The following is a 21,368-nucleotide window of genomic DNA, read 5'->3' as shown; positions in this document are numbered from 1 at the left end:
CCCGCCGGGATCAACCCTCCCCCCCACACCCCCACACTACCGCTACCCCTCTTGTTCCCCCCGCGGCCCTACGGCACCCGCGAAGCGGGGGGCCGTCGGGCCTGGTGATCTTCGGCGTTACGGGCGATTTGTCACGTAAAAAGCTGATGCCCGCGGTGTACGACCTCGCCAACCGGGGTCTGCTGCCGCCGGGCTTCTCGCTGGTCGGCTTCGCCCGTCGCGAGTGGGCCCACGAGGACTTCGCCCAGGAGGTCCACGACGCGGTCAAGGAGCACGCCCGCACCCCCTTCCGCGAGGAGGTCTGGCAGCAGCTCATCCAGGGCATGCGCTTCGTGCAGGGCACCTTCGACGACGACGATGCCTTCGAGCGGCTGCGCGCCACCATCGAGGAGCTGGACAAGGCCCAGGGCACGGGCGGCAACTTCGCCTTCTACCTGTCGGTGCCGCCGCGCTCCTTCCCGGTGGTCATCCAGCAGCTGAAGAAGCACGGCCTCGCCGACCAGACGTCCGGCTCCTGGCGCCGCGCGGTCATCGAGAAGCCCTTCGGTCACGACCTGAAGTCGGCCGAGGAGCTCAACAAGGTCGTCCACGAGGTCTTCGCCCCGGACCAGGTCTTCCGGATCGACCACTACCTGGGCAAGGAGACCGTCCAGAACATCCTGGCGCTGCGGTTCGCCAACACGATGTTCGAGCCGATCTGGAACCGGTCCTTCGTGGACCATGTGCAGATCACGATGGCCGAGGACATCGGCATCGGCGGCCGGGCCGGCTACTACGACGGCATCGGCGCCGCCCGTGACGTCATCCAGAACCACCTCCTGCAGCTGCTGGCCCTGACGGCCATGGAGGAGCCCGCCTCCTTCGACGCGGACGCGCTGGCGGCGGAGAAGACCAAGGTGCTCGGGGCGGTCAGGCTCCCCAAGGACCTGGGCCGCGACACGGTGTTCGCGCAGTACGCGGCCGGCTGGCAGGGCGGCGAGAAGGCGGTCGGGTACCTCCAGGAGGAGGGCACCGACGCCAAGTCGAAGACCGACACCTACGCCGCGATCAAGCTGGGGATCGACAACCGCCGCTGGGCGGGTGTCCCCTTCTATCTGCGCACCGGCAAGCGGCTCGGCCGCCGGGTCACCGAGATCGCGGTGGTCTTCCAGCGGGCGCCGCACTCCCCGTTCGACACGACGGCCACCGAGGAGCTGGGCCAGAACGCGATCGTGATCCGCGTCCAGCCCGACGAGGGCGTCACGGTCCGCTTCGGTTCGAAGGTGCCCGGCACCTCGATGGAGATCCGGGACGTGTCCATGGACTTCGCCTACGGCGAGTCGTTCACGGAGTCATCGCCCGAGGCGTACGAGCGGCTGATCCTGGACGTCCTGCTCGGCGACTCCAACCTCTTCCCGCGCACCGAGGAGGTCGAGCTGTCCTGGAAGATCCTCGACCCGATCGAGGAGTACTGGGACACGCACGGCAGGCCCGCCCAGTACCCGTCCGGTACCTGGGGTCCCGTCGAGGCGGACGACATGCTGGAGCGAGACGGACGGAGCTGGCGCCGGCCATGAAGATAGACCTCACGGACACCACCGCCAGCAAGATCAACAAAGCGCTGGTGCAGGGCCGCCGGGCGATCGGCACGCCGGCCGTCGGCATGGTGCTCACGCTGGTCATCGTGACGGACGAGGAGAACGCGTACGACGCGCTCAGGGCCGCGAACGACGCCTCGCACGAGCACCCCTCGCGCACCCTGCTGGTCATCAAGCGCGTCTCCCGCTCGCCCCGCGACCGCACGAAGTCCCGGCTGGACGCCGAGGTGCGGGTGGGCGCGGACGCGGGCAGCGGGGAGACGGTCGTCCTGCGCCTGTACGGCGAGGTGTCCGACCACGCCCAGTCCGTCGTCCTTCCGCTGCTGCTGCCGGACGCCCCGGTGGTGGTCTGGTGGCCGGTGAACGCGCCGCTCGACCCGGCGAAGGACCCGCTGGGCGCGCTGGCCCAGCGCCGGGTGACCGACACATACGCCTCGGAGCAGCCGGTGCGGGAGCTGACGGCCCGCGCCGACACCTACACGCCGGGCGACACCGACCTGTCCTGGACCCGGATCACACCGTGGCGCTCGATGCTGGCGGCGGCTCTGGACCAGGTGGTCTGCGATGTGCAGGCCGTCGAGGTGGAGGGCGAGGAGTTCAACCCGAGCTGTGAGCTGCTGGCGATGTGGCTCGCGGACCGGCTGGACGTCCCTGTGAAGCGGTCGCTGTCGTCGGGCCCCGGTCTGACGTCGGTCCGGATGGACACCGACTGCGGCCCGATCGTGCTCGACCGGGCGGACGGCACCCTGGCGACCCTCTCCATCCAGGGCCAGCCGGACCGTGCGGTGGCGCTGAAGCGGCGGGAGACGGCCGAGCTGATCGCGGAGGAACTGCGGCGGCTCGACCCGGACGACACCTACGCCTCGGCGCTGCGGTTCGGCGTGGAGCGGCTGAACTCGGTGCCGAACCCCGCGTTGCGGGGCGCGCACGCCGCGGAGGCCGCGGAGGCCGCCGTGGCCAAGGCGGTGCAGGCCGTGGCGCTGGCGGAGGCCGCCGTGGCGAAGGCGGAGGAGTCGCCGACCGAGGAGTCCGAAGTGGCTCATGCGGACTCTTCGGCCAAAGGATCCGAAGACGCCTCTGCGGGCCCTCCGGCCAAAGGAGCAGCGTCCGAGTCTTCCGGCGAAGCCGATGCGCAGGAAGCGGCGACGCAGGAACCGTTGAAGAAGGCGGCGGCGAAGTGAGTACTCCACAGCTCGTCGTGCATCACGACAAGGAGCTGATGGCGCAGGCCGCGGCGGCCCGGCTGATCACGAAGATCGTGGACGCGCAGGCCTCCCGGGGCTCGGCGTCCGTGGTCCTCACGGGCGGTCGCAACGGCAACGGCCTGCTGGCCGCGCTGTCGGCGGCCCCCGCGCGGGACGCGATCGACTGGGGCCGGCTGGACCTGTGGTGGGGCGACGAGCGTTTCCTCCCCGAGGGCGACCCCGACCGCAATGTCACGCAGGCCCGCGCGGCCCTGCTGGACACGGTGCCGCTGGACCCCAAGCGGGTGCACGCCATGCCGGCGTCGGACGGCCCGTTCGGCACGGACGTGGAGGCCGCGGCCGCCGCGTACGCGGAGGAACTGGCCAGGGCGGCGGGCCCCGAGAACCACGGCGCGGTCCCCACCTTCGACGTCCTGATGCTGGGCGTGGGCCCCGACACCCACGTCGCCTCCCTGTTCCCGGAACTCCCCGCGGTACGGGAGACGGAGCGCACGGTCGTCGGCGTCCACGGCGCCCCGAAGCCGCCCCCGACCCGCATCACCCTCACCCTCCCCGCGATCCGGGCGGCGCGTGAGGTGTGGCTGCTGGCGGCGGGCGAGGACAAGGCGCAGGCCGCGGCGATCGCCCTCTCGGGCGCGGGCGAGATCCAGGCGCCCGCGGCCGGTGCGTACGGGCGTTCCAGGACCCTGTGGTTGCTGGACTCGGCGGCGGCGTCCCAGCTGCCGCGTTCCCTGTATCCGCCGGCATCCGCGTGAACGTCCTTCGGGGCCCCGCTTCACTGTGAAGCGGGGCCCCGAAGCACATGCGCTGCCTGCCGCCGCGCTACTGCTTGCCCGCGCTACTTCACCGAGCCGGCCATCACGCCCTGCACGAAGTGCCGCTGGAACGCGAAGAACACCACGACCGGCACCACCAGGGACACGAACGCGCCGGGTGCCAGCACATCGATGTTGCTGCCGAACTGCCGTATCTGTGACTGGAGTTCAACGGTCAGCGGCTGGGACGCGCTGTCGGCGAACAGCAGCGCCACCAGCATGTCGTTCCACACCCACAGGAACTGGAAGATGGCGAGCGAGGCGATCGCCGGCCGCCCGACCGGAAGCACCAGCCGGGTGAAGATCCGCCACTCGGTGCCGCCGTCCATCCGCGCCGCCTCCAGCATCTCCTTCGGCATCTCGGCGAAGTAGTTGCGCAGCAGGAACACCGCGAACGGCAGCCCGTACGCCACATGGAAGAGGACGACGCCGGGGATGGTGCCGAACAGCCCCAGCTGGCCGAAGAGTTTGGCGACCGGGAGCAGGCCGATCTGTACGGGCACCACCAGCAGTGCCACCACGACCAGGAAGATCGCCTCGCGGCCGGGGAAGTCCAGCCAGGCGAAGGCGTACCCGGCGAGTGCCGCGATGACCACCACCAGCGTGGTCGCCGGCACCGAGATCAGCACGGTGTTCCAGAAGGCCTGGGTGATCCCGGAGTTGCCCAGCAGCTGCGAGTAGTTGTCGAAGGACAGCTGGCCCGGACTGGCGAGCACCGTCCACCAGCCGCCCTTCGCGGTGTCCTCGGCGGACCGCAGCGAGGAGAGGAACAGTCCGGCCAGCGGTGTCATCCACACCAGCCCGACCACCACCAGGAACGCCTGGACCAGGCTGCTGCCCAGTCCGCGCCGGACCGCGTTCATCGCCCCGCTGTTCATCGTCCCCTTGTTCATCGTCCCGTTCATCGCTGACTCCCTCGGAAACGACGGACGTTGAAGACCATGGCGGGGATGACCAGCAGCAGAAGCAGGACGCCCAGCGCGCTGCCCAGCCCCTGGTTGTTGCCGCCGCCGAAGGACACCAGCCACATCTGCGTCGCGAGCACGGTCGCGTCCTCCTGCACCGGCCCGGGCGCGATGATGTAGACGAGGTCGAAGACCTTCATCACGTTGATGACGAGGGTGACGAACACGACCGTCAGCACCGGCGCCAGCAGCGGCACCGTGATCCGCCGGAAGATCTGCCACTCGTTCGCACCGTCCATCCGCGCCGCCTCCAGCGCGTCCCGCGGCAGGGCCGAGAGGCCCGCGCCGATCAGGACCATCGCGAAGCCCGCCCAGATCCACAGGTACGCCCCGATGATCGCGGGCGTCACGAGCGTGGGCCCGAGCCAGGAGATGCCCTCGTAGGGGGCGGCGAAGTTCGACGCCGGCAGCTTCACCGTGTACGAGCCCTCGTCCAGCCCCTCGAAGCGGAAGGAGCCGTCGGCCGCGGTGGTCGCCGTGGCCACCGTCTTCCCGGCCCGCACCGCCTCGACCGTCATCTCCGGCAGCCCGCTCTCCCTCCGGTCGACCTTGCCCTGCGCCCCTCCCCCGCCGGGAGTGAAGTCGAGGTACACGACGCCGCGCAGCTCGTCGGGGCCCGCCTTGCGCCCCGCCGCCTGGTAGGCCGGCTCGGCGCCGCCGGGCAGGTCGTCCGGCAGCACACCGACCAGGCCCAGCGTCAGCGCCTCGCCCGGCGACGCGCTCGCGGTCGCCCGGTACGAGCCGTCGGCCGCCTTGGTCAGCCCCTGCCCGTCACGGGCCCGGGCCGTCGGATACGTCGACGTGCCCTGGAAGGCGTCGTGCACGGAGACGACGGCGGCGTTCAGCACGCCCTTGTCGGGGTCCTCGTCGTACGCGAGCCGGAAGATGATGCCGGCCGCGAGGAAGGACACCGCCATCGGCATGAACAGCAGCAGCTTGAAGGCGGTCGCCCAGCGGACCTTCTCCACCAGCACGGCCAGGATCAGACCGAGGCCGGTGAGCAGGGCCGGGGCCACGACGACCCAGATCGTGGTGTTGCGGATGGCCTTGAGGGTGGCCGGGTCGCGGAACATCTCGGTGTAGTTCTCGCCGCCCACGAAGCGGGTGCCGGAGGCGTCGAAGAAGCTGCGCCCGACGGAGAACAGCACGGGATAGACGACCAGCGCGCCCAGCAGGAGCAGCGCGGGAAAGACGAAGAGCAGGGCGATGATCCGGGCGCGCCGCCGCGAGCGCCGGGCACGTTCCCTGCCCGGGCTCACGGCGGCCCCCCGGCTCGCCTCATTCACGAGAGTGGCGGTCATATCGGGTCAGCCCTGGTCCTGGTACGCCTTGGCCGCCGCGGCCTCCAGCTTCGCCGCGGTCCCCTTCGGGTCCGACGGGTCGCGCAGGAAGTCCTGCAGGAGCTTCCACTCGCCCGCGCCCTTGGTGCCGCCGAACGCCGCCGGGGCCTGGTCGGACATGTCGAAGCGAACCGAATCGCCCGCGGAGACGAGGGACTTGGCGGTCGCGCGGGTGACGTCGTCGCCGTACGACGCGAGGTCGACGTTCTTGTTCGGGGACAGGAAGCCGCCGGCCTCGGCCCACACCGCGGCGGCCTCCGGCGTCGCCAGGTACTCCAGGAGTGCCATGCCGGCCTTCTGGTTCTTGCCGTCCTTCAGGACGACGGCCGCGTCACCACCGCTGACCACCGGCTCCTTGCCGCCGCCGACCGCCGGGAACGGGAAGAAGTTCGCGTCCTCGCCGATCTTCCTGCCGAACTGGTCCTTGGCGACGCCCGCGACGAAGTCGCCCTCGTAGACCATGCCCGCCTCGGGCTTCGGCCCGAACACCTTCTCGACCGAGCCCGGGAAGTCCGTGTTGAGGGCGCCCTTCTGGCCGCCCGCGATCAGCTGCTTGTCCTTGAACAGCTTGCCGAGGGTGGTGAGCGCCTCGACGACGGACGCGTCGGTCCACTTCAGCTTGTGCGCGGCGAGGGCGTCGTACTTCTCGGGTCCGGCCTGGGAGAGGTAGACGTTCTCGAACCAGTCGGTGAGCGTCCAGCCGTCCTGCCCGGCGACCGAGAAGGCGGCGAGGCCCGAGTCGGAGACCGTCTGTCCGGCCTTCAGCATGGCGTCGTACGACTTCGGCGGCTCGACGCCCGCCTGGGCGAGGGCGTCGGGGCTGTACCAGACGGTCGACTTGTGGGCGGCCTTGAAGTAGAGGCCGTACAGGCTGCCGTCGACGCTGCCGTAGTCCTTCCACACGGGGGCGAAGTTGGCGTCCACGGACTTCTGGGCGGCACCGGACAGCGGCTTCAGCCAGCCGCTCTTGGCGAACTGCTGGAGCACGCCGACCTGCGGGACCATCACCACGTCGGGGGCGTTGCCGCCCTCGATCTTGCTGCCGACGACGGTGGAGACGTTGTCCCCGGTGGACACGAACTGGGTCTTGGCGCCGGTCTTCTCGGTGAACGCGTCCAGCACCTTCTGGAAGTTCTTCTGCTCGGTGCCGGACCAGACACCGGCCACGGTGACCGTCTGGCCGCCGAGCGCCTTGTCGCCGCCGCCCGCGGAGACGGGGCCACCGCCACAGGCGGTCGCGCCGAGCGCGAGGACGAGGGAGGTGCAGCCGGTGAGCAGGGTGGTACGTCGTCGCATCATCATCGATGTCCCTTCGGGGATGGGAGAACTGACGGTGGAGCAGGCCTTTTCGAACGGGGGGTCAGAGGGCTTTCGAACGGGGGGGGATTCAGGGGGCCGGCGACTCGGTCCCGTCGCTCATCCACCAGGCGGCCGTGGAGCCGGGCAGGACGCCGGCCGGGCAGGGGCCGCTGGCCAGCAGCGGGGTGCCGGAGACCGGCGCGGACGTGGGGGCCGTACCGAAGTTGACGGCACAGACCAGGCCGTCGCCGCGGCCGAAGGCCAGGACGCCGGGCGGGCTGTCCAGCCAGCGCAGCGTGCCCTCGCCCAACTGGGGCAGCCCGGCACGCAGTTGGAGGCCGTCGCGGTACAGGTGCCAGAAGGAGCGGGTGTCGGCGAGGGCGCGGTCGGTGGCGTACTCGGCGAAGTACTCCGGCTGCGGCAGCCACGGCTTGGCGCTCTCCACGCCGGAGGTGAAGCCGAACGGGGACGCCTGTCCCGACCAGGGCAGCGGCACCCGGCAGCCGTCGCGGATCCGGGCCCGGCTTCCGGTGCGGCGGAAGATCGGGTCGGTGAGCACGTCGTCGGGCAGGTCGACGACCTCGGGCAGGCCCAGCTCCTCGCCCTGGTAGATGTACGCCGCTCCGGGCAGCGCCAGCATCAGCAGCGCGGCGGCGCGGGCGCGTGCGGCGCCGAGGCCGCTGCCGTCGACGGCGGGTTCGCCGTAGCGGGTGACGGTGCGGACCTGGTCGTGGTTGTTGAGGACCCAGGTGACCGTCGAGCCCGTGCCGGCTATGTCCTCCATGGCCTCGGAGATGACCTTGCGGAAGGCGTCGGCCTCCCAGGGGGCGCTGAGCAGGTCGAAGAAGAACGCCTGGTGGAGTTCGTCGGAGCGGACGTACAGGGCGTGCTCGCGTGCGGTCGGGACGGACACCTCGCCGACCAGGAGGCGCTCACGGCCGTCGCGGGCGGTGTACTCCTCGCATATGGAGCGCCAGCCGCGCCACACCTTGTGCACCTCGGGCTGGTTCCAGGCGAGCGGGTTGACCGAGTCGCGGGTGCGCGCGTCGGCCTCCGGGTCGTCGGAGTCGGGCAGCTCCGGGTGCTTGTAGAGGCCGGCGGCGACGTCGATACGGAAGCCGTCGACACCCCGGTCGAGCCAGAACCGCAGCACCCGGTCGAACTCGGCGCCGACCTCCGGGTTGCGCCAGTTCCAGTCCGGCTGCTCGGGCGTGAACATGTGCAGGTACCACTGGCCGGCCTGCCCGTCCGCCTCGGTCACCCGGCTCCACGCCGGGCCGCCGAACATCGCGTGCCAGTTGTTGGGCGGCTCCTCGCCGTCGGCGCCACGGCCGTCGGCGAAGTGGAAGCGGGAGCGGGCCGCGCTGCCGGGCTCGGCCGTCAGCGCCTCCTCGAACCACGGGTGCTCGCTGGAGCAGTGGTTGGGGACGATGTCGAGCAGCACCTTGATCCCCAGCCCCCGGGCCGCCGTGACCAGCAGGTCGAACTCGGCGAGGTCACCGAAGAGCGGGTCGACGCCGCAGTAGTCGGCGACGTCGTAGCCGTGGTCGTGCTGCGGCGAGGGATAGAACGGGCTAAGCCAGATCCCGTCGACCCCGAGCTTCTTGAGATAGGGCAGCCCCGCCCGGACCCCCGCGAGGTCACCGACACCATCGCCGGTGCTGTCGAGGAAGCTGCGGACGTAGACCTGGTAGATCACCGCGTCACGCCACCAGTGGTACTTACTCAGCATGCATGCATGTTAAGTAGGCGTGTCAGGAGGGTGTCAATGAATTGGCCGTAAGCTACCGAGCAGTTGACCTACCGAACTCGGGCATAACGGGACAGAATTCATAGGGATGAGATGCTGCCGTTACCTAACAGGTAACTAGTCAGCGCGCGACGGCGTCGAGCTCCCGCGCCAGCCGGCGCACCGCCGCCTCGGGCGTCTCCCGCCCGCTCATCGCATCGCGCACCACCGCCTGCACCACCAGGCTCACCTGGTCGTAACGCGGGCTCTTGGGGCGCGGCGCGGCCCTGAGCACGCTCTCGCGCAGGGTCGGCAGATACGGGAACTCCCGCACCAGCTCGGGATCTTTGTACACATCGGCCCGCACGGGCGGCAGCGCGCCCCGCGTCAGGACCTGGCGCTGGACGCGCTCACTGGTCAGGTACGCGATCAGCCGGGCGGCCGAGTCGGGATGCCGGGCGTGTGTGCCGACGGCGAGGTTGGAGCCGCCGAGGACGCTCATCCCTGGTCCGCCCGGCCCCGGCAGCGGTACGGCGCCGACCTTCCCGGCGACCGGCGAGCCCTTGGCCGACGCGGCGACATAGGCGTACGGCCAATTGCGCAGGAAGAGCAGGCGTCCGTCCTGGAAGGCCTGCTTGGACTCCTCCTCCTTGTACGCGAGCGCCCGTTTCGGGATCCAGCCCTCGCGTACGCCCCGGGAGAGGAAGTCGATGCCCTCGCGGGCGGCCGTCGAGTCGACGGTGACCCGCTCGCCCTCGTCGCCGAGGATCGAGCCGCCCGCCGAGTAGACGGCCTCGGCCGCGTTGACGGTGAGGCCCTCGTAGGGCAGGAACTGGCCCGCGTAGCCGTCGAGACCGTACTTCGGGGCGATGGTCTTCGCCTGTTGCTCCAGCTCGGCCCAGGTGCGCGGCGGGTCGACGCCCTCCTTGGCGAGGATGTCCTTGCGGTAGAGGAGCAGGCCTGCGTTGGTGACGTACGGGACCGCGTAGAGCTGTCCGTCGTAGGTTGCCGTGTCCACGACCGGCTGCAGGAAGCTGCCGAGCGGGAAGCGGTCGCGTGGCAGCGGGCGGATCCAGCCGTGCGCCGCGAACTCCGAGGTCCAGCTGACGTCGATGTTGAGCAGGTCGAAACGGCCACCGCCGCCGTCGTCGTCGCCGCCGCGCAGATCGGTGATCATCTGCGCGCGGGTCTCGTCGGCGGAGTCCGGCAGCTCGACGAGAGTGACCTTCTCGTCCGGGTGGGTGCGGTTCCAGCCCTCCAGGAGGGGGCCGAGATAACCGGTGAGGTCTCCGGCGGTGGCGAGGGTCAGCGGCCCTCGGCCGCTTCCCGTGCCCTCGTCCGCGTGGACGCCGGAGGCGATATAGCCGGTCATGACCACGACCAGAACAAGAAGGCCCCTACCCGCGGCATGGATCCACCGCATAGGTTCCTCCCTGTACACCTGGCACCGAACTTCTTCGTCCGGGGTCAGAGGCCATGTATACCTGTTAGGTATGGGCGATACTAGGGCCTGCGGCACACTAACTCGGGATGCGGGAGGAGAGCACGAGTGCGGCTGCCCCTCCTGGCCCTGCTGGCGCGTGGCTCGGCGCACGGCTACGAGCTGAAGCAGGACCTTGAGCAGATGCTGGGCTCCGCGTACCCTCAGCCGAACGTGGGCCAGATCTATGTCACCCTCGGCCGCCTGGAGAAATCGGGGCTGATCGAGGGCGAGGACGTCGAGCAGTCGAGCCGGCCCAACAAGAAGGTCTACCACCTCACCGACGCCGGGCGTGAGGCGCTGCGCGCCTGGTTCGAGGACACCGAGGACGAGCCTCGGGTGCGGGACGAGTTCTTCATGAAACTGGCTCTCGCCCCGCAGACCGGCCTCGCCGACCAGGTCGCCCTCATCAACAAGCAGCGGCGCCAGTACTTGAACACCATGCGTCAACTGTCGAAGCTGGCCGCCGCCGAGAACCGGGACAACCGCATCGCCCACCTGCTGATAGAGGGCGCGATGCTGCATCTGCAGGCCGACCTGGACTGGCTGGAGCGGTGCCAGGAAGAGCTGGAGGAGTTGGAGTGAGCGACGATTCCACTCCTGGGCTGCGCGCCGAGGGTCTGGTCAAGACGCATCACGGCGAGGGGGCTCCGGCGCATGCCGTGCGGGGCGTGGATCTTTCCGTCCGGCAGGGCGAGTTCGTGGCCGTCACCGGGCCGTCCGGTGCCGGTAAGTCGACCTTGCTGCATCTGCTCGGTGGATTGCAGCGCCCCGACAGCGGCAGCATCTGGCTGGACGGCGAGTGCGCCGACGCCTGGAACGAGGCCCGCTGGGCGGTGGAGCGCAGAAAGCGCATCGGGATCGTCTTCCAGTTCTTCAACCTGGTCTCGGATCTGTCCGTCGCCGACAATGTCGAGCTGCCCGCCCTGCTGGCCGGCGTCCCGCCGAAGCGGGCCCGCGCCGAGCGGAGCGAGCTGCTGACCGAGCTGGGCCTCGCGGGCAAGGAGCGGAGCATGCCGGGCGAACTGTCCGGCGGCGAGCAGCAGCGCGTCGCGCTGGCCCGGGCCCTGGTCAACCGCCCGCCGCTGCTGCTGGCCGACGAGCCCGCGGGCAGCCTGGACAGCAAGGGCACCCGCGAGGTGATGCGGCTGCTGTCCCGCTTCCACCAGCGCGGCCAGACGATCGTGCTGGTCACGCATGACGCCCGGCTGGCCAGCGCCGCGGACCGGGTGATCAGCTTCTTCGACGGCCGTATCGCCGACGACGCCGAACTGGACGGCGGCACCACCCCACCGCGCCGGTCGGGGATATCGGGCGTCCTGGAGCTGAAGGACTGACATGCGGCGCTACGACGATCCCTGTGCCCGGCGCGGTCGCTCCCCCCGATGCGGTCGCTCCCCCCGGCGCCGGTCTCCCGGTCGCGAGCGGCGAGGCTGACGCCCATGCGAGCCACCCTGCGCTGGGCCCACTCCGATCTGCGTACGCACCGCGGCGAGGCGCTGTTCCTCGTGCTGGCCACGGCCGGGATCGTCGTCTCGCTGCTGCTGGCCACGGCACTCTTCGGTTACGCCACGAACCCCTGGCAGCGCGTCTTCACCCAGGCGCACGGCGCGCACGTCTGGCTGCACACCGGTTCCTCGGCCGACACCGGCAAGCTGGCCGACCTCGATGGCGTCCAGTCCGTCGCGGGCCCCTACCCCACCTCCGCCACGACCCTGGCCTCCCGGGGCACCCGTGCCTCCGTCGAACTGCGCGGCACCCCCGAGCGGCCCGCCGTCGGCCGCCCGCTCCTGACCTCCGGCCACTGGCTGGACCCGGCGAACCCCGACGGCGTGGTCCTGGAGACCCGCCTGGCCCGCGCCCTCCTCGCCGCCCCCGGCGACACCCTCACCCTGCCCGGCACCGGCCGCACCCTGACCGTCGTCGGCATCGCCGACAACGCCGAGCCGCGCTACCGGCCGGGCGAGCAGCCGGGCCTCGTCTGGGCGCCGCCGTCCGCCGTACGCAACCCGGGCGGCCAGGTCATCGGCCTCCGCCTGACCGACCCCGAGGACACGGACTACGCCGTCCAGCGCGCCGTGACCGTGCTGGGCGCCGGTGCGGTCAGCGAGGTCTCCACCTGGAAGCAGGCCCGGGCCGAGGCACAGGGCGACAACCGGCTGCTCGGGCAGGTGCTGGGGCTGTTCGGGCTGGGCGCGCTGGTCGCCGCCGGGCTGGCCGTGCACGGGGCCATCGGCACCCGGATCCGCGGCCATCTGCGGGACATCTCGGTGCTGAAGGCGATCGGGTTCACGCCGGGCCAGGTGGTCCGCGTCTTCCTGCTCCAGCATCTCGCCTACGCGCTGCTCGGTGCCGTGGCCGCGGCCTCCGTCATCCAGGCCCTGGGCAACCACATCCCCGGGCGGCTCGGGGACGCGGTCGGCGTGTGGCAGGGGCTGCCCGGGCACACCGTGGCGCTGTTCACGGTGCCGGTGGGCGCGGTGCTGCTCATCGGCGCCACCACCTGGCTCGCGGCATGGCGGGCGGGACGGGTGCCGCCGGTTCCGGTGCCCCGGCCCGCGGCTCCGCTCGGCGGACGGCTCACCGGCGTGGCGCGCGGAGCGCTCGGGCTACGGCTGCCGCCCGCGCTGGTGCTGGGCTGGCACCGGGCGTTCACCCGCCGCCCCCGGTCGCTGGCCACGGTCGCCCGGCTGGCGCTGCCGCTGCTGCTGATCGTGGTCGCGATGAGCGCCTGGACCACCATCGACCGCTTCGACAGCAGCCCCGACCGCATCGGCCTGCCGACCGCCCTGACCGCCCGTGCCGACGCCGGCCTGACCGACCCGGACGCCCGCGCCCTGCTGGAACGCGATCCGCAGGTCGCCGCCGCCTACCCGGGTGTCGAGGTGGCCGCGCTGGTCCCGGGGCAGACGGCGACCATCGCCCTGCGTGGCCTCGGCACCGGCCAGGACCCCTACCCGTACGCGCTGGCCGAGGGCCGGCCCGCGCAGGGCCGCGACGAGGCGGTGGCCGGGCAGGGGCTGCTCGATCTGCTGGACGTGGCCGTCGGCGACTGGGTCCGGGTGACCGTCGGCGACCAGCCGCAGATCCTGCACATCGTGGGCCGAAGCATCGAGCCGGACAACGCCGGCCGGGTCATCTCCACCTCCCTCGACACCCTGCGCGAGAACGGCCCCGGCCTCGGCCCCACCCTCTACGAGCTACGGCTCCGTCCGGGCGCCGACCCGGCCGAGGTCGCCGACCGGCTGGCCGAGGCGGGGCAGGGCCGGCTGGACGTCCACGCCGTGCCCAACCCCGCCGACGGGCTCTCGCCGCTGCGGGGAGTCGTCGTGGGCCTGATCGCCGTGCTGGCTCTCATCGGGCTGATCGAACTGCTCACCGCGATCGGCGGCACGGTGCGCGAGGGCGAGCGCGATCTGCTGGCCCTCAAGGCCATCGGCCTCTCCCCACGGCAGATCACCGCGATCACCGTCACGTCCACCGCCTGCACCGCCCTGGCCGCGGTCGTCGTCGGCACGGCCCTGGGCACACCCCTCGCGCACTGGCTGATCGACGCCCAGGGCAGATCGAGCGGCATCGGCGCCGGGATCGCCCAGGGCCCGTCCGTCCCACTCCTGCTGCTCTTCGGCGCCGCCGCGGTCACCGGAGCGGCCGCCCTGGCCGCCGTCCCCGCCTCCCGCGCGGCCCACCGCCGACTCGCGGACACCCTGAGCGCGGTCGCCTGACCGACGGGCCCGGGACACGAAGGGTTTGCCGAGGTCAGCGGCCGTAAGAGCCGGGGCCGTGGGGTTGCTGCGGGTGGTACGGGGGCGGCGGGCTGTGCGGGTGCGGCGGCCGTGGGGCGTACGGATTCTGCGGGCCCGGTGCGTAGGGGTTGCCCTGCGGTGGCACGAAACCGTTCGGTGCGTACGGCGGCGGGGGCGGCGTCGGAGTGGGCGTCGGCAGGGCGGCCGGGTGGTCCGCCAGCCGGATGCCGTACCGGCTCTTGAGGCGGCCCATCTCCAGCAGGGCGATGGCCGTCACCGTCACGGGGGCACCCAGGATGAAGACGAAGCCCATGGCGAGGCCGAGGCCGTGCAGATCACCCGTGATGAGGTCGGGGATGGCCATCAGCCATGTCGTCACCGTGGCGAGCAGCGGTGGCAGACAGCGATGCACGACGGCCGTGCCGAAGAAGTTCCCCGAGATCCGGTAGGCACCGGCGATCACGAAGAAGGCCATCCACAGCCCCACAAAGCTGAACAGCAGGTTCCCGAGGGTCCCGAGGGCGCCCCCCAACCGGAAGATCAGCACCGTCCCGAGCGCCGAGCCGATGAACAGCAGCAGCAACTTCAACGACCTGACCAGCGGCTCCCGCAGCTGCGCCACCGTACCGGCGCCGGAGCGCCGCCAGAGGTAGAGCATCACACCCACCGTGAGCGGTGTGATGAAGAGCAGGACCACACAGGCGGTCGCCGCGTTGTCCATCATCTCGTCGAAGGCGAAGCCGCCCTCGACGAAGGTGTAGACACCGAACGCCGCGACCGCCCCGGCGATGACCCGCACCCGTTTGAGGGCGTCCACCGACGGATCAAGCGACTCCGGGATCCAGGTCGGATGGAACATCGCCCGCGCCACATGATGGGGCTTCAGGAACGACCGCGCGGTCAGCGTGCCGCCGGTCCAACTCCCTTGTGGATACGTCACCTTGTACTCCCCCGAGTGATCGTGCTCATGATCACCGAGGGAGTCTACGGGAAGCGGACGACAACATGCCGCCCGCTTTCCGCATCAGCGATTTCCGACGTCCACGCTCACTGCCGGCCGCGCAGCTCCCGGTACTTGGTGACGAGCGCCTTCGTCGACGTGTCCAGCCCAGGCACGTCCGCGCCCTCGGTCAGCGCGGGCTCGACCCGCTTGGCGAGGACCTTGCCGAGCTCGACGCCCCACTGGTCGAAGGAGTCGATGTTCCACACCGCGCCCTGCACGAACACCTTGTGCTCGTACAGCGCGACCAACTGGCCCAGCACCGACGGGGTCAGCTCACGCGCGAGGATCGTGGTCGTCGGGCGGTTGCCCTTGAACGTCTTGTGGGCCACCAGCTCCTCCGGCACCCCCTCGGCCCGCACCTCCTGAGGCGTCTTGCCGAACGCCAGCGCCTGCGTCTGTGCGAAGAAGTTCGCCATCAGCAGGTCGTGCTGTGCCTTCAGTTCGTCGCTCAGCTCGGCGACCGGCTCGGCGAAGCCGATGAAGTCCGCCGGGATCAGCTTGGTGCCCTGGTGGAGCAGCTGGTAGTAGGCGTGCTGCCCGTTGGTGCCCGGCGTGCCCCACACGACCGGCCCGGTCTGCCAGTCGACCTCCTGCCCGTCCCGGCCGACGTACTTGCCGTTGGACTCCATGTCCAACTGCTGCAGATACGCCGTGAACTTGGACAGGTAGTGGCTGTACGGCAGCACCGCGTGCGACTGGGCGTCGTGGAAGTTGCCGTACCAGATGCCCAACAGGCCCAGCAGCAGCGGCACGTTGGCCTCCGCGGGCGCGGTGCGGAAGTGCTCGTCGACGATCCGGAAGCCGTCGAGCATCTCCCGGAAACGGTCCGGCCCGATGGCGATCATCAGCGACAGCCCGATCGCCGAGTCGTACGAGTACCGCCCGCCGACCCAGTCCCAGAACTCGAACATGTTGACCGTGTCGATGCCGAAGTCCGCGACCTTCTCGGCGTTCGTCGACAAGGCGACGAAGTGCTTCGCGACGGCCTCCGGTCCGGCCTTCAGCTCGCCCAGCAGCCAGTTGCGCGCGGACGTGGCGTTGGTGATCGTCTCGATGGTGGTGAAGGTCTTGGACGCGATGATGAACAGCGTCTCGGCCGCGTCCAGGTCGCGGACGGCCTCGTGCAGATCGGCGCCGTCGACGTTCGACACGAAACGGACCGTGAGATCGCGGTCGGTGAAGCTGCGCAGCACCTCGTACGCCATCGCGGGGCCGAGGTCGGAGCCGCCGATGCCGACGTTGACGACGTTCCTGATGCGCTTGCCGGTGTGGCCGGTCCAGGCGCCGGAGCGGACCCGGTCGGCGAAGTCGGCCATCTTGTCGAGGACGGCGTGCACACCGGGGACGACGTTCTCCCCGTCGACCTCGATCACCGCGTCGCGCGGCGCCCGCAGCGCAGTGTGCAGCACGGCCCGGTTCTCGGTGGTGTTGATCTTCTCGCCGCGGAACATGGCGTCCCGCAACCCGAACACATCCGTGGCGGCGGCCAGCTCGCGCAGCAGCCGCAGCGTCTCGTCGGTGACCAGGTGCTTGGAGTAGTCGATGTGCAGGTCGCCCACCTGCAGTGTGTACCCCGCGCCGCGGCCCGGGGCGGCGGCGAACAGCTCCCGCAGCCGCACCTCGCCCAGCTCCTCGCGGTGCTTGGCCAGCGCGGTCCACTCGGGCGTCCGGTTGAGCCTGGTACGGCCGTCTGCGTTCATGTCCGACTTCAGCCTTCTTTCGTGCCTGTCCCAGCTGTTCCAACCTAATTGATCAGCGCATGGCGTGACGCGTCGTGGCGTCGTCGTCCGGCGCAACAACAGATACGTCCGCCTTGCGCGCGGGTATCAGCGCGGCGAGGGCCAGTACGAAGAAGGCGGCCGTGAGCAGGGGCGGGGTGTTGAGACCCCAGGCGGTGGCGACGGCACCGCCGAGCAGGGCGCCCAGCGGCACCCCGGCGAAGGACAGCGTCCGGAAGGCCGAGGCCACCCGGCCCAGCAGTTCGGCGGGGCTGCGCTGCTGCATGAGCGTCGTCGTGTTGACGTTCCACACCATGCCCATGAGCCCGAAGACGGCCAGGGCCGCCACCAGCACGGTCAGGCTGCGCACGGTGCCCATGACGACGAGGGCGGCGGTCTGCACCGTACCGGCGAGCAGCACGGCCGGGATCCGGCCCAGGCGCCGCACGATCCGTCCGTTCACCACTCCCCCGGCGAGGCCGCCGACGGTGACCGCGGCACCCGCCGCCGCGTATCCCACGGGGCCGGCGTCCAGCCACCCGGTCACCAGGACGACCAGGGTGGCGAGCTGGGCGCCCATGCCGATGTTGCACAGGGCGGTCGCGGCGCACAGACCCCGCAGGGGCCCGTCGTGCCACAGGGTGCGCAGGCCTTCCGCGATCTCCCGGCGCAGGGTGCTGCCCGCCGCGGCCGGCTTCCGCTCGGGCGCCTCGACGCGCAGCGAGGCCACCAGCGCGGCCGCGATCAGAAAGGTGGCGGCGTCGGCGGCGAAGGGGACGGCCGCGCCCGCCGCCAGCAGCAGCGGCACCACCGGCCCGCCGACCAGTCCGCCCGCGATGCGCTGCCCGGTCATCAGCCGGGCGTTCGCGCTGCCCAGGGCGGCACGGTCCACCAGGGCGGGGAGCAGAGCGGTGGACGCGTTGTCGAACAGGGTCTGGAGCGCGGTCAGAGTGAAGGCCAGTGCGATGAGCAGGCCGATCGAGGCGTGCCCGAGGGCCACGAGCAGCGCGAACGCGGCGACCAGCAGGCCGCGTAACGCGTCCACCGTCCACATCGCGCGCCGCTGGTCCACCCGGTCGGCGACGGCGCCGCCGAGCAGCCCGAAGACGATCCACGGCAGATAGCCGCAGGCGGTGACCGTGGCGATCAGCAGCGGCCGGTCCGTCAGCGTCACGGCGAGGAGCGGCAGGGCCGCCGTACGCAGGGAGTCGCCGAAGCTGGAGAGCACGGCGGCGCTCCACAGCCGTCCGAATCCGCCGCGCCACGCGGGCACGCACAGGTCAGCCACTTCAGCCGTCGCCACAACTCCCCCTCACGGTCCTCGATGTGGAAGATCGATACACAAACCGTAGAGGGCACCACTGACAACCGGTCCGCGAGCGGCTCGGGGCCGTGGGTCAAACAGGTCCGGCCAGGCGCCCTCAGGCACCCGGCCGGTCCTCAATTCCTAGATCTCGCCCCGCAGTTTGGCGAGTGCCTCGGCGAGGATCGCCTCGCCGTCTGCGTCGCTGCGTCGTTCCCGTACATACGCGAGGTGCGTCTTGTAGGGCTCGGTGCGCGGCGGGTCCGGCGGGTTGTCCCGGTCCTGCCCGGCGGGAAAGCCGCAGCGCGGGCAGTCCCAGGTGTCGGGGACCTGCGCGTCGCTGGCGAAGCTGGGCTGCGTCTCATGCCCGTTGGAGCACCAGAAGGAGATGCGCAGCCGGGGCGCGGACTCGCCCCGCTCAGCCTCGCCCATCGGCCCCGCCCCGACCCGGCTTCCTCGGATCGCGTTGCCACTTGCCACGGTCGTAACTCCCTGCGTGATGGTGCCGCAAAGCGAGTCGGCGTTTCGCTTCGCTGCGAGCGCCTCAGTCTACGTAAGGCCCAACGCGCGTCCAGTGATTGTGGTTACAGAGCCCCTACACCAAGACGCAAGCCCCATGATAGGCGGCGCTCAGCTGCGCGTACCGAACATGGGGCCTTACGTATGGATTGTGCGTGCGGTCAGTTGTTGACCTTCATCATGATGCCGAGTACGACAATGCACGCGAACCACAGCAGACCGACCACGACGGTGATCCGGTCGAGGTTGCGCTCGGCGACCGAGGAGCCACCGACGGACGACTGCATGCCGCCACCGAACATGTCGGAGAGGCCGCCGCCCTTGCCCTTGTGCATCAGCACCAGCAGCATCAGCAGCCCGCTGAAGACGATCAGGGCGATCGAGAACCCCATAACCACGGCTGGACCAACTTCCTCGGATCTGGATGGACGACAGGGGCACAGCCTCAGGGCTGTGCCCCCGCAAGGGTACGACGTATCGCCGCTACCGCATACTCACTGGTCGCGGAAGCGTACGATCTTGACGAACTCGTCGGCGTCCAGTGAGGCACCGCCGACCAGGGCGCCGTCGATGTCGGCCTGCGCCATGATCTCGGCGACGTTGCCCGACTTCACGGAGCCGCCGTACTGGATGCGGATCTTGTCGGCCACGTCCTGCGAGTACAGCTCGGCCAGCTTTCCGCGGATGGCGGCGCAGACCTCCTGGGCGTCCTCGGCGCCGCAGACCTTGCCGGTACCGATGGCCCAGACGGGCTCGTAGGCGATCACCACGGTCTCGGCCTGCTCGGCCGGGAGGCCCTTCAGACCGCCCTCGACCTGGGCGAGCGTGTGCGGGACGGCGTTGCCGGCCTCGCGGACCTCCAGCTCCTCGCCGACGCACATGATCGGCGTCAGACCGTGCTTGTAGGCGGCCTTGACCTTGGCGTTGACGATCTCGTCGGTCTCGGCGTGGTACTGGCGGCGCTCGGAGTGGCCGATCGCCACGTAGGTGCACTTCAGCTTGGCCAGCATCGAACCGGAGATCTCGCCGGTGTAGGCACCGGAGTCGTGGGCCGAGATGTCCTGGGCGCCGTACTTGATCTTCAGCTTGTCGCCGTCGACCAGGGTCTGCACGGAGCGCAGGTCGGTGAAGGGCGGCAGGACGGCGACCTCGACGGCGTCGTAGTCCTTGTCGGCCAGGGCGAAGGCGAGCTTCTGGACGTGGGCGATGGCCTCAAGGTGGTTGAGGTTCATCTTCCAGTTGCCCGCCATCAGCGGCGTGCGCGTGCTCATTAAGGTCAGTCCTCCAGTGCGGCGAGGCCGGGGAGCGTCTTGCCCTCAAGGTATTCGAGGGAGGCGCCGCCACCGGTCGAGATGTGGCCGAATGCCGTCTCGTCGAAGCCCAGGGTGCGGACGGCCGCGGCGGAGTCGCCACCACCGACCACGGTGAAGCCCTTGGACTCGACGAGGGCCTGGGCGACCGCCTTGGTGCCCTCGGCGTAGTCGGGGTGCTCGAAGACGCCCATGGGGCCGTTCCAGAAGACGGTGGCGGCGTCGGCGAGCTTCGAGGCGTACAGCTTGCGGGTCTCCGGACCGATGTCCAGGCCCTCCTGGTCGGCGGGGATGGCGTCCGCGGCGACGGTCGTGGGGTTGGTCGGGGCCTTGGCCTTCAGGTCCGGGAACTCGGTGGAGACCAGGACGTCGACCGGCAGGACGATCTCGACGCCGTTCTTCTCGGCCCGCTCCATGTACTCGGTGACGGCCGGGACCTGGTCCGCCTGGAGGAGCGAGATACCGACCTCGTAGCCCTTGGCCTTGAGGAAGGTGTACGCCATGCCACCGCCGATGAGCAGCCGGTCGGCCTTGCCGAGCAGCTGGTCGATGACGGCGAGCTTGTCGGACACCTTGGCGCCGCCGAGGGCGACGACGTAGGGCCGCTCGACCTCGTCGGTGAGCTTCTTCAGGACGCCGACCTCGGTGGCGATGAGGTGGCCGGCGTAGTGCGGCAGGCGGGCCGGGAGGTCGTACACCGAGGCGTGCTTGCGGTGGACCGCACCGAAGCCGTCACCGACGTAGACGTCGGCGAGGGCCGCGAGGCGGTCGGCGAAGGCGCCGCGCTCGGCGTCGTCCTTGCTGGTCTCGCCGGCGTTGAAGCGGAGGTTCTCGATGACCGCGACCTGGCCGTCGGCGAGGCCGGCGACCGTGGCCGTGGCGGACTCGCCGACCGTGTCGGTCGCAAACGCCACTTCGGCGCCGAGGAGTTCACCGAGGCGGGCGGCGGCGGGCCCGAGGGAGAAAGCCGGGTCCGGGGCGCCCTTGGGACGGCCCAGGTGGGAGGCGACGACCACGCGGGCGCCCGCCTCGGCGAGGGCCTTGACGGTGGGCAGCACGGCGCGGATGCGGCCGTCGTCGGTGATCGTGGTGCCGTCCAGCGGCACGTTCAGGTCGGCGCGGACGAAGACCCGCTTGCCTGCGACGCCTTCGGAGAGAAGTTCGTCGATCGTCTTCATGAAGGGGACTCCTGAGGAGGGCTCGTGATCGCTCTTGATCGCTCGGAAGCGCTCGTGATCCAACAGGTCTGTTCTGCACGCGCGTCAGGGGGCGGGCGGCGCGTCCCGGCGCCGCGCCAGCCCGGAGGGCACAAGATTCGCGTGGTGTGGATATCAGAGGTGGTTTGCGACGAAGATCCTG

General features: G+C 70.7%; 18 protein-coding genes. 6 read left to right on the top strand and 12 right to left on the bottom strand.

Translation table 11 applies throughout. The annotated features are described in order from the left end of the window. From zwf to pgl, 3 genes are all read left to right on the top strand, one after another. Positions 1-1,556: glucose-6-phosphate dehydrogenase (gene zwf / locus ACFWYS_RS05395; protein WP_384763625.1), on the top strand; the 1,556-nt coding region annotated here is incomplete at its 5' end. Next, positions 1,553-2,758 (top strand): glucose-6-phosphate dehydrogenase assembly protein OpcA, encoded by a 1,206-nt coding sequence (gene opcA / locus ACFWYS_RS05390; RefSeq protein WP_384763622.1) that lies wholly within the window; start codon positions 1,553-1,555, stop codon positions 2,756-2,758. The genes zwf and opcA, both read left to right, overlap by 4 nt. Further along, positions 2,755-3,537 carry a 6-phosphogluconolactonase gene (gene pgl, locus ACFWYS_RS05385; RefSeq protein WP_384763619.1) on the top strand — a complete coding sequence of 261 codons (783 nt, stop codon included), beginning with the start codon at positions 2,755-2,757 and terminating at the stop codon, positions 3,535-3,537. Before opcA ends, pgl begins: the two co-directional genes overlap by 4 nt. Before the next feature lie 83 nt (positions 3,538-3,620). On the opposite strand, the gene ACFWYS_RS05380 is transcribed toward pgl, so the two are convergent. The 5 genes from ACFWYS_RS05380 to ACFWYS_RS05360 form a co-directional block, all read right to left on the bottom strand. Further along, entirely contained in the window at positions 3,621-4,460 is an 840-nt protein-coding gene (locus ACFWYS_RS05380) for a carbohydrate ABC transporter permease (RefSeq protein ID WP_384764118.1), read from the bottom strand. 38 nt (positions 4,461-4,498) lie between these two features. Continuing rightward, the gene (locus ACFWYS_RS05375; RefSeq protein ID WP_384763616.1) at positions 4,499-5,863 is read right to left on the bottom strand and encodes a carbohydrate ABC transporter permease; all 1,365 of its coding nucleotides are present in this window, start codon (positions 5,861-5,863) and stop codon (positions 4,499-4,501) included. Between the two features lie 6 nt (positions 5,864-5,869). Next, a complete protein-coding gene (locus ACFWYS_RS05370) occupies positions 5,870-7,201 on the bottom strand; it encodes an ABC transporter substrate-binding protein (protein WP_384764115.1) in 1,332 nt (443 codons plus the stop codon). A gap of 88 nt (positions 7,202-7,289) precedes the next feature. Next, positions 7,290-8,933, bottom strand: a complete 1,644-nt coding sequence (locus ACFWYS_RS05365) for a glycoside hydrolase family 13 protein (protein WP_384763613.1) — start codon at positions 8,931-8,933, stop codon at positions 7,290-7,292. Between the two features lie 139 nt (positions 8,934-9,072). After that, positions 9,073-10,353 (bottom strand): ABC transporter substrate-binding protein, encoded by a 1,281-nt coding sequence (locus tag ACFWYS_RS05360; RefSeq protein ID WP_384763610.1) that lies wholly within the window; start codon positions 10,351-10,353, stop codon positions 9,073-9,075. 126 nt (positions 10,354-10,479) lie between these two features. Between ACFWYS_RS05360 and ACFWYS_RS05355 the strand changes: the two genes are divergently transcribed. From ACFWYS_RS05355 to ACFWYS_RS05345, 3 genes are all read left to right on the top strand, one after another. Beyond that, positions 10,480-10,995 (top strand): PadR family transcriptional regulator, encoded by a 516-nt coding sequence (locus tag ACFWYS_RS05355; RefSeq protein WP_272117701.1) that lies wholly within the window; start codon positions 10,480-10,482, stop codon positions 10,993-10,995. Next, the gene (locus ACFWYS_RS05350; protein WP_384763606.1) at positions 10,992-11,747 is read left to right on the top strand and encodes an ABC transporter ATP-binding protein; all 756 of its coding nucleotides are present in this window, start codon (positions 10,992-10,994) and stop codon (positions 11,745-11,747) included. Before ACFWYS_RS05355 ends, ACFWYS_RS05350 begins: the two co-directional genes overlap by 4 nt. A gap of 105 nt (positions 11,748-11,852) precedes the next feature. Further along, positions 11,853-14,135: an ABC transporter permease gene (locus ACFWYS_RS05345; RefSeq protein WP_384763603.1), complete on the top strand. Its 2,283-nt coding sequence runs from the start codon at positions 11,853-11,855 to the stop codon at positions 14,133-14,135. Between the two features lie 34 nt (positions 14,136-14,169). On the opposite strand, the gene ACFWYS_RS05340 is transcribed toward ACFWYS_RS05345, so the two are convergent. The 7 genes from ACFWYS_RS05340 to ACFWYS_RS05310 all read right to left on the bottom strand — a co-directional run bounded on the left by ACFWYS_RS05340 (position 14,170) and on the right by ACFWYS_RS05310 (position 21,187). Next, the gene (locus ACFWYS_RS05340) at positions 14,170-15,096 is read right to left on the bottom strand and encodes a hypothetical protein (RefSeq protein WP_384763601.1); all 927 of its coding nucleotides are present in this window, start codon (positions 15,094-15,096) and stop codon (positions 14,170-14,172) included. Positions 15,097-15,203: 107 nt separating this feature from the next. Further along, a complete protein-coding gene (gene pgi / locus ACFWYS_RS05335; protein WP_384763598.1) occupies positions 15,204-16,859 on the bottom strand; it encodes a glucose-6-phosphate isomerase in 1,656 nt (551 codons plus the stop codon). Positions 16,860-16,911: 52 nt separating this feature from the next. Then, positions 16,912-18,180 carry an MFS transporter gene (locus ACFWYS_RS05330; protein ID WP_384763595.1) on the bottom strand — a complete coding sequence of 423 codons (1,269 nt, stop codon included), beginning with the start codon at positions 18,178-18,180 and terminating at the stop codon, positions 16,912-16,914. Between the two features lie 144 nt (positions 18,181-18,324). Further along, entirely contained in the window at positions 18,325-18,660 is a 336-nt protein-coding gene (locus tag ACFWYS_RS05325) for an RNA polymerase-binding protein RbpA (RefSeq protein ID WP_003957010.1), read from the bottom strand. Positions 18,661-18,860: 200 nt separating this feature from the next. Next, positions 18,861-19,091, bottom strand: coding sequence for a preprotein translocase subunit SecG (secG, locus tag ACFWYS_RS05320; protein WP_030951411.1), 231 nt, complete (start codon positions 19,089-19,091; stop codon positions 18,861-18,863). Positions 19,092-19,193: 102 nt separating this feature from the next. Beyond that, entirely contained in the window at positions 19,194-19,970 is a 777-nt protein-coding gene (tpiA, locus tag ACFWYS_RS05315) for a triose-phosphate isomerase (protein WP_384763593.1), read from the bottom strand. A gap of 5 nt (positions 19,971-19,975) precedes the next feature. Continuing rightward, on the bottom strand, positions 19,976-21,187 hold the full coding sequence (locus ACFWYS_RS05310; RefSeq protein ID WP_384763590.1) for a phosphoglycerate kinase: 1,212 nt from the start codon (positions 21,185-21,187) through the stop codon (positions 19,976-19,978). Positions 21,188-21,368: the final 181 nt, after the last annotated feature.

Origin of the sequence: Streptomyces sp. NPDC059010 (genome assembly GCF_042740355.1) — a bacterium.
In the GTDB taxonomy this organism is placed as follows: domain Bacteria; phylum Actinomycetota; class Actinomycetes; order Streptomycetales; family Streptomycetaceae; genus Streptomyces.
Note: the sequence above shows the minus strand (reverse complement) of the source record. Positions and strands in the feature narration are given on the sequence as shown.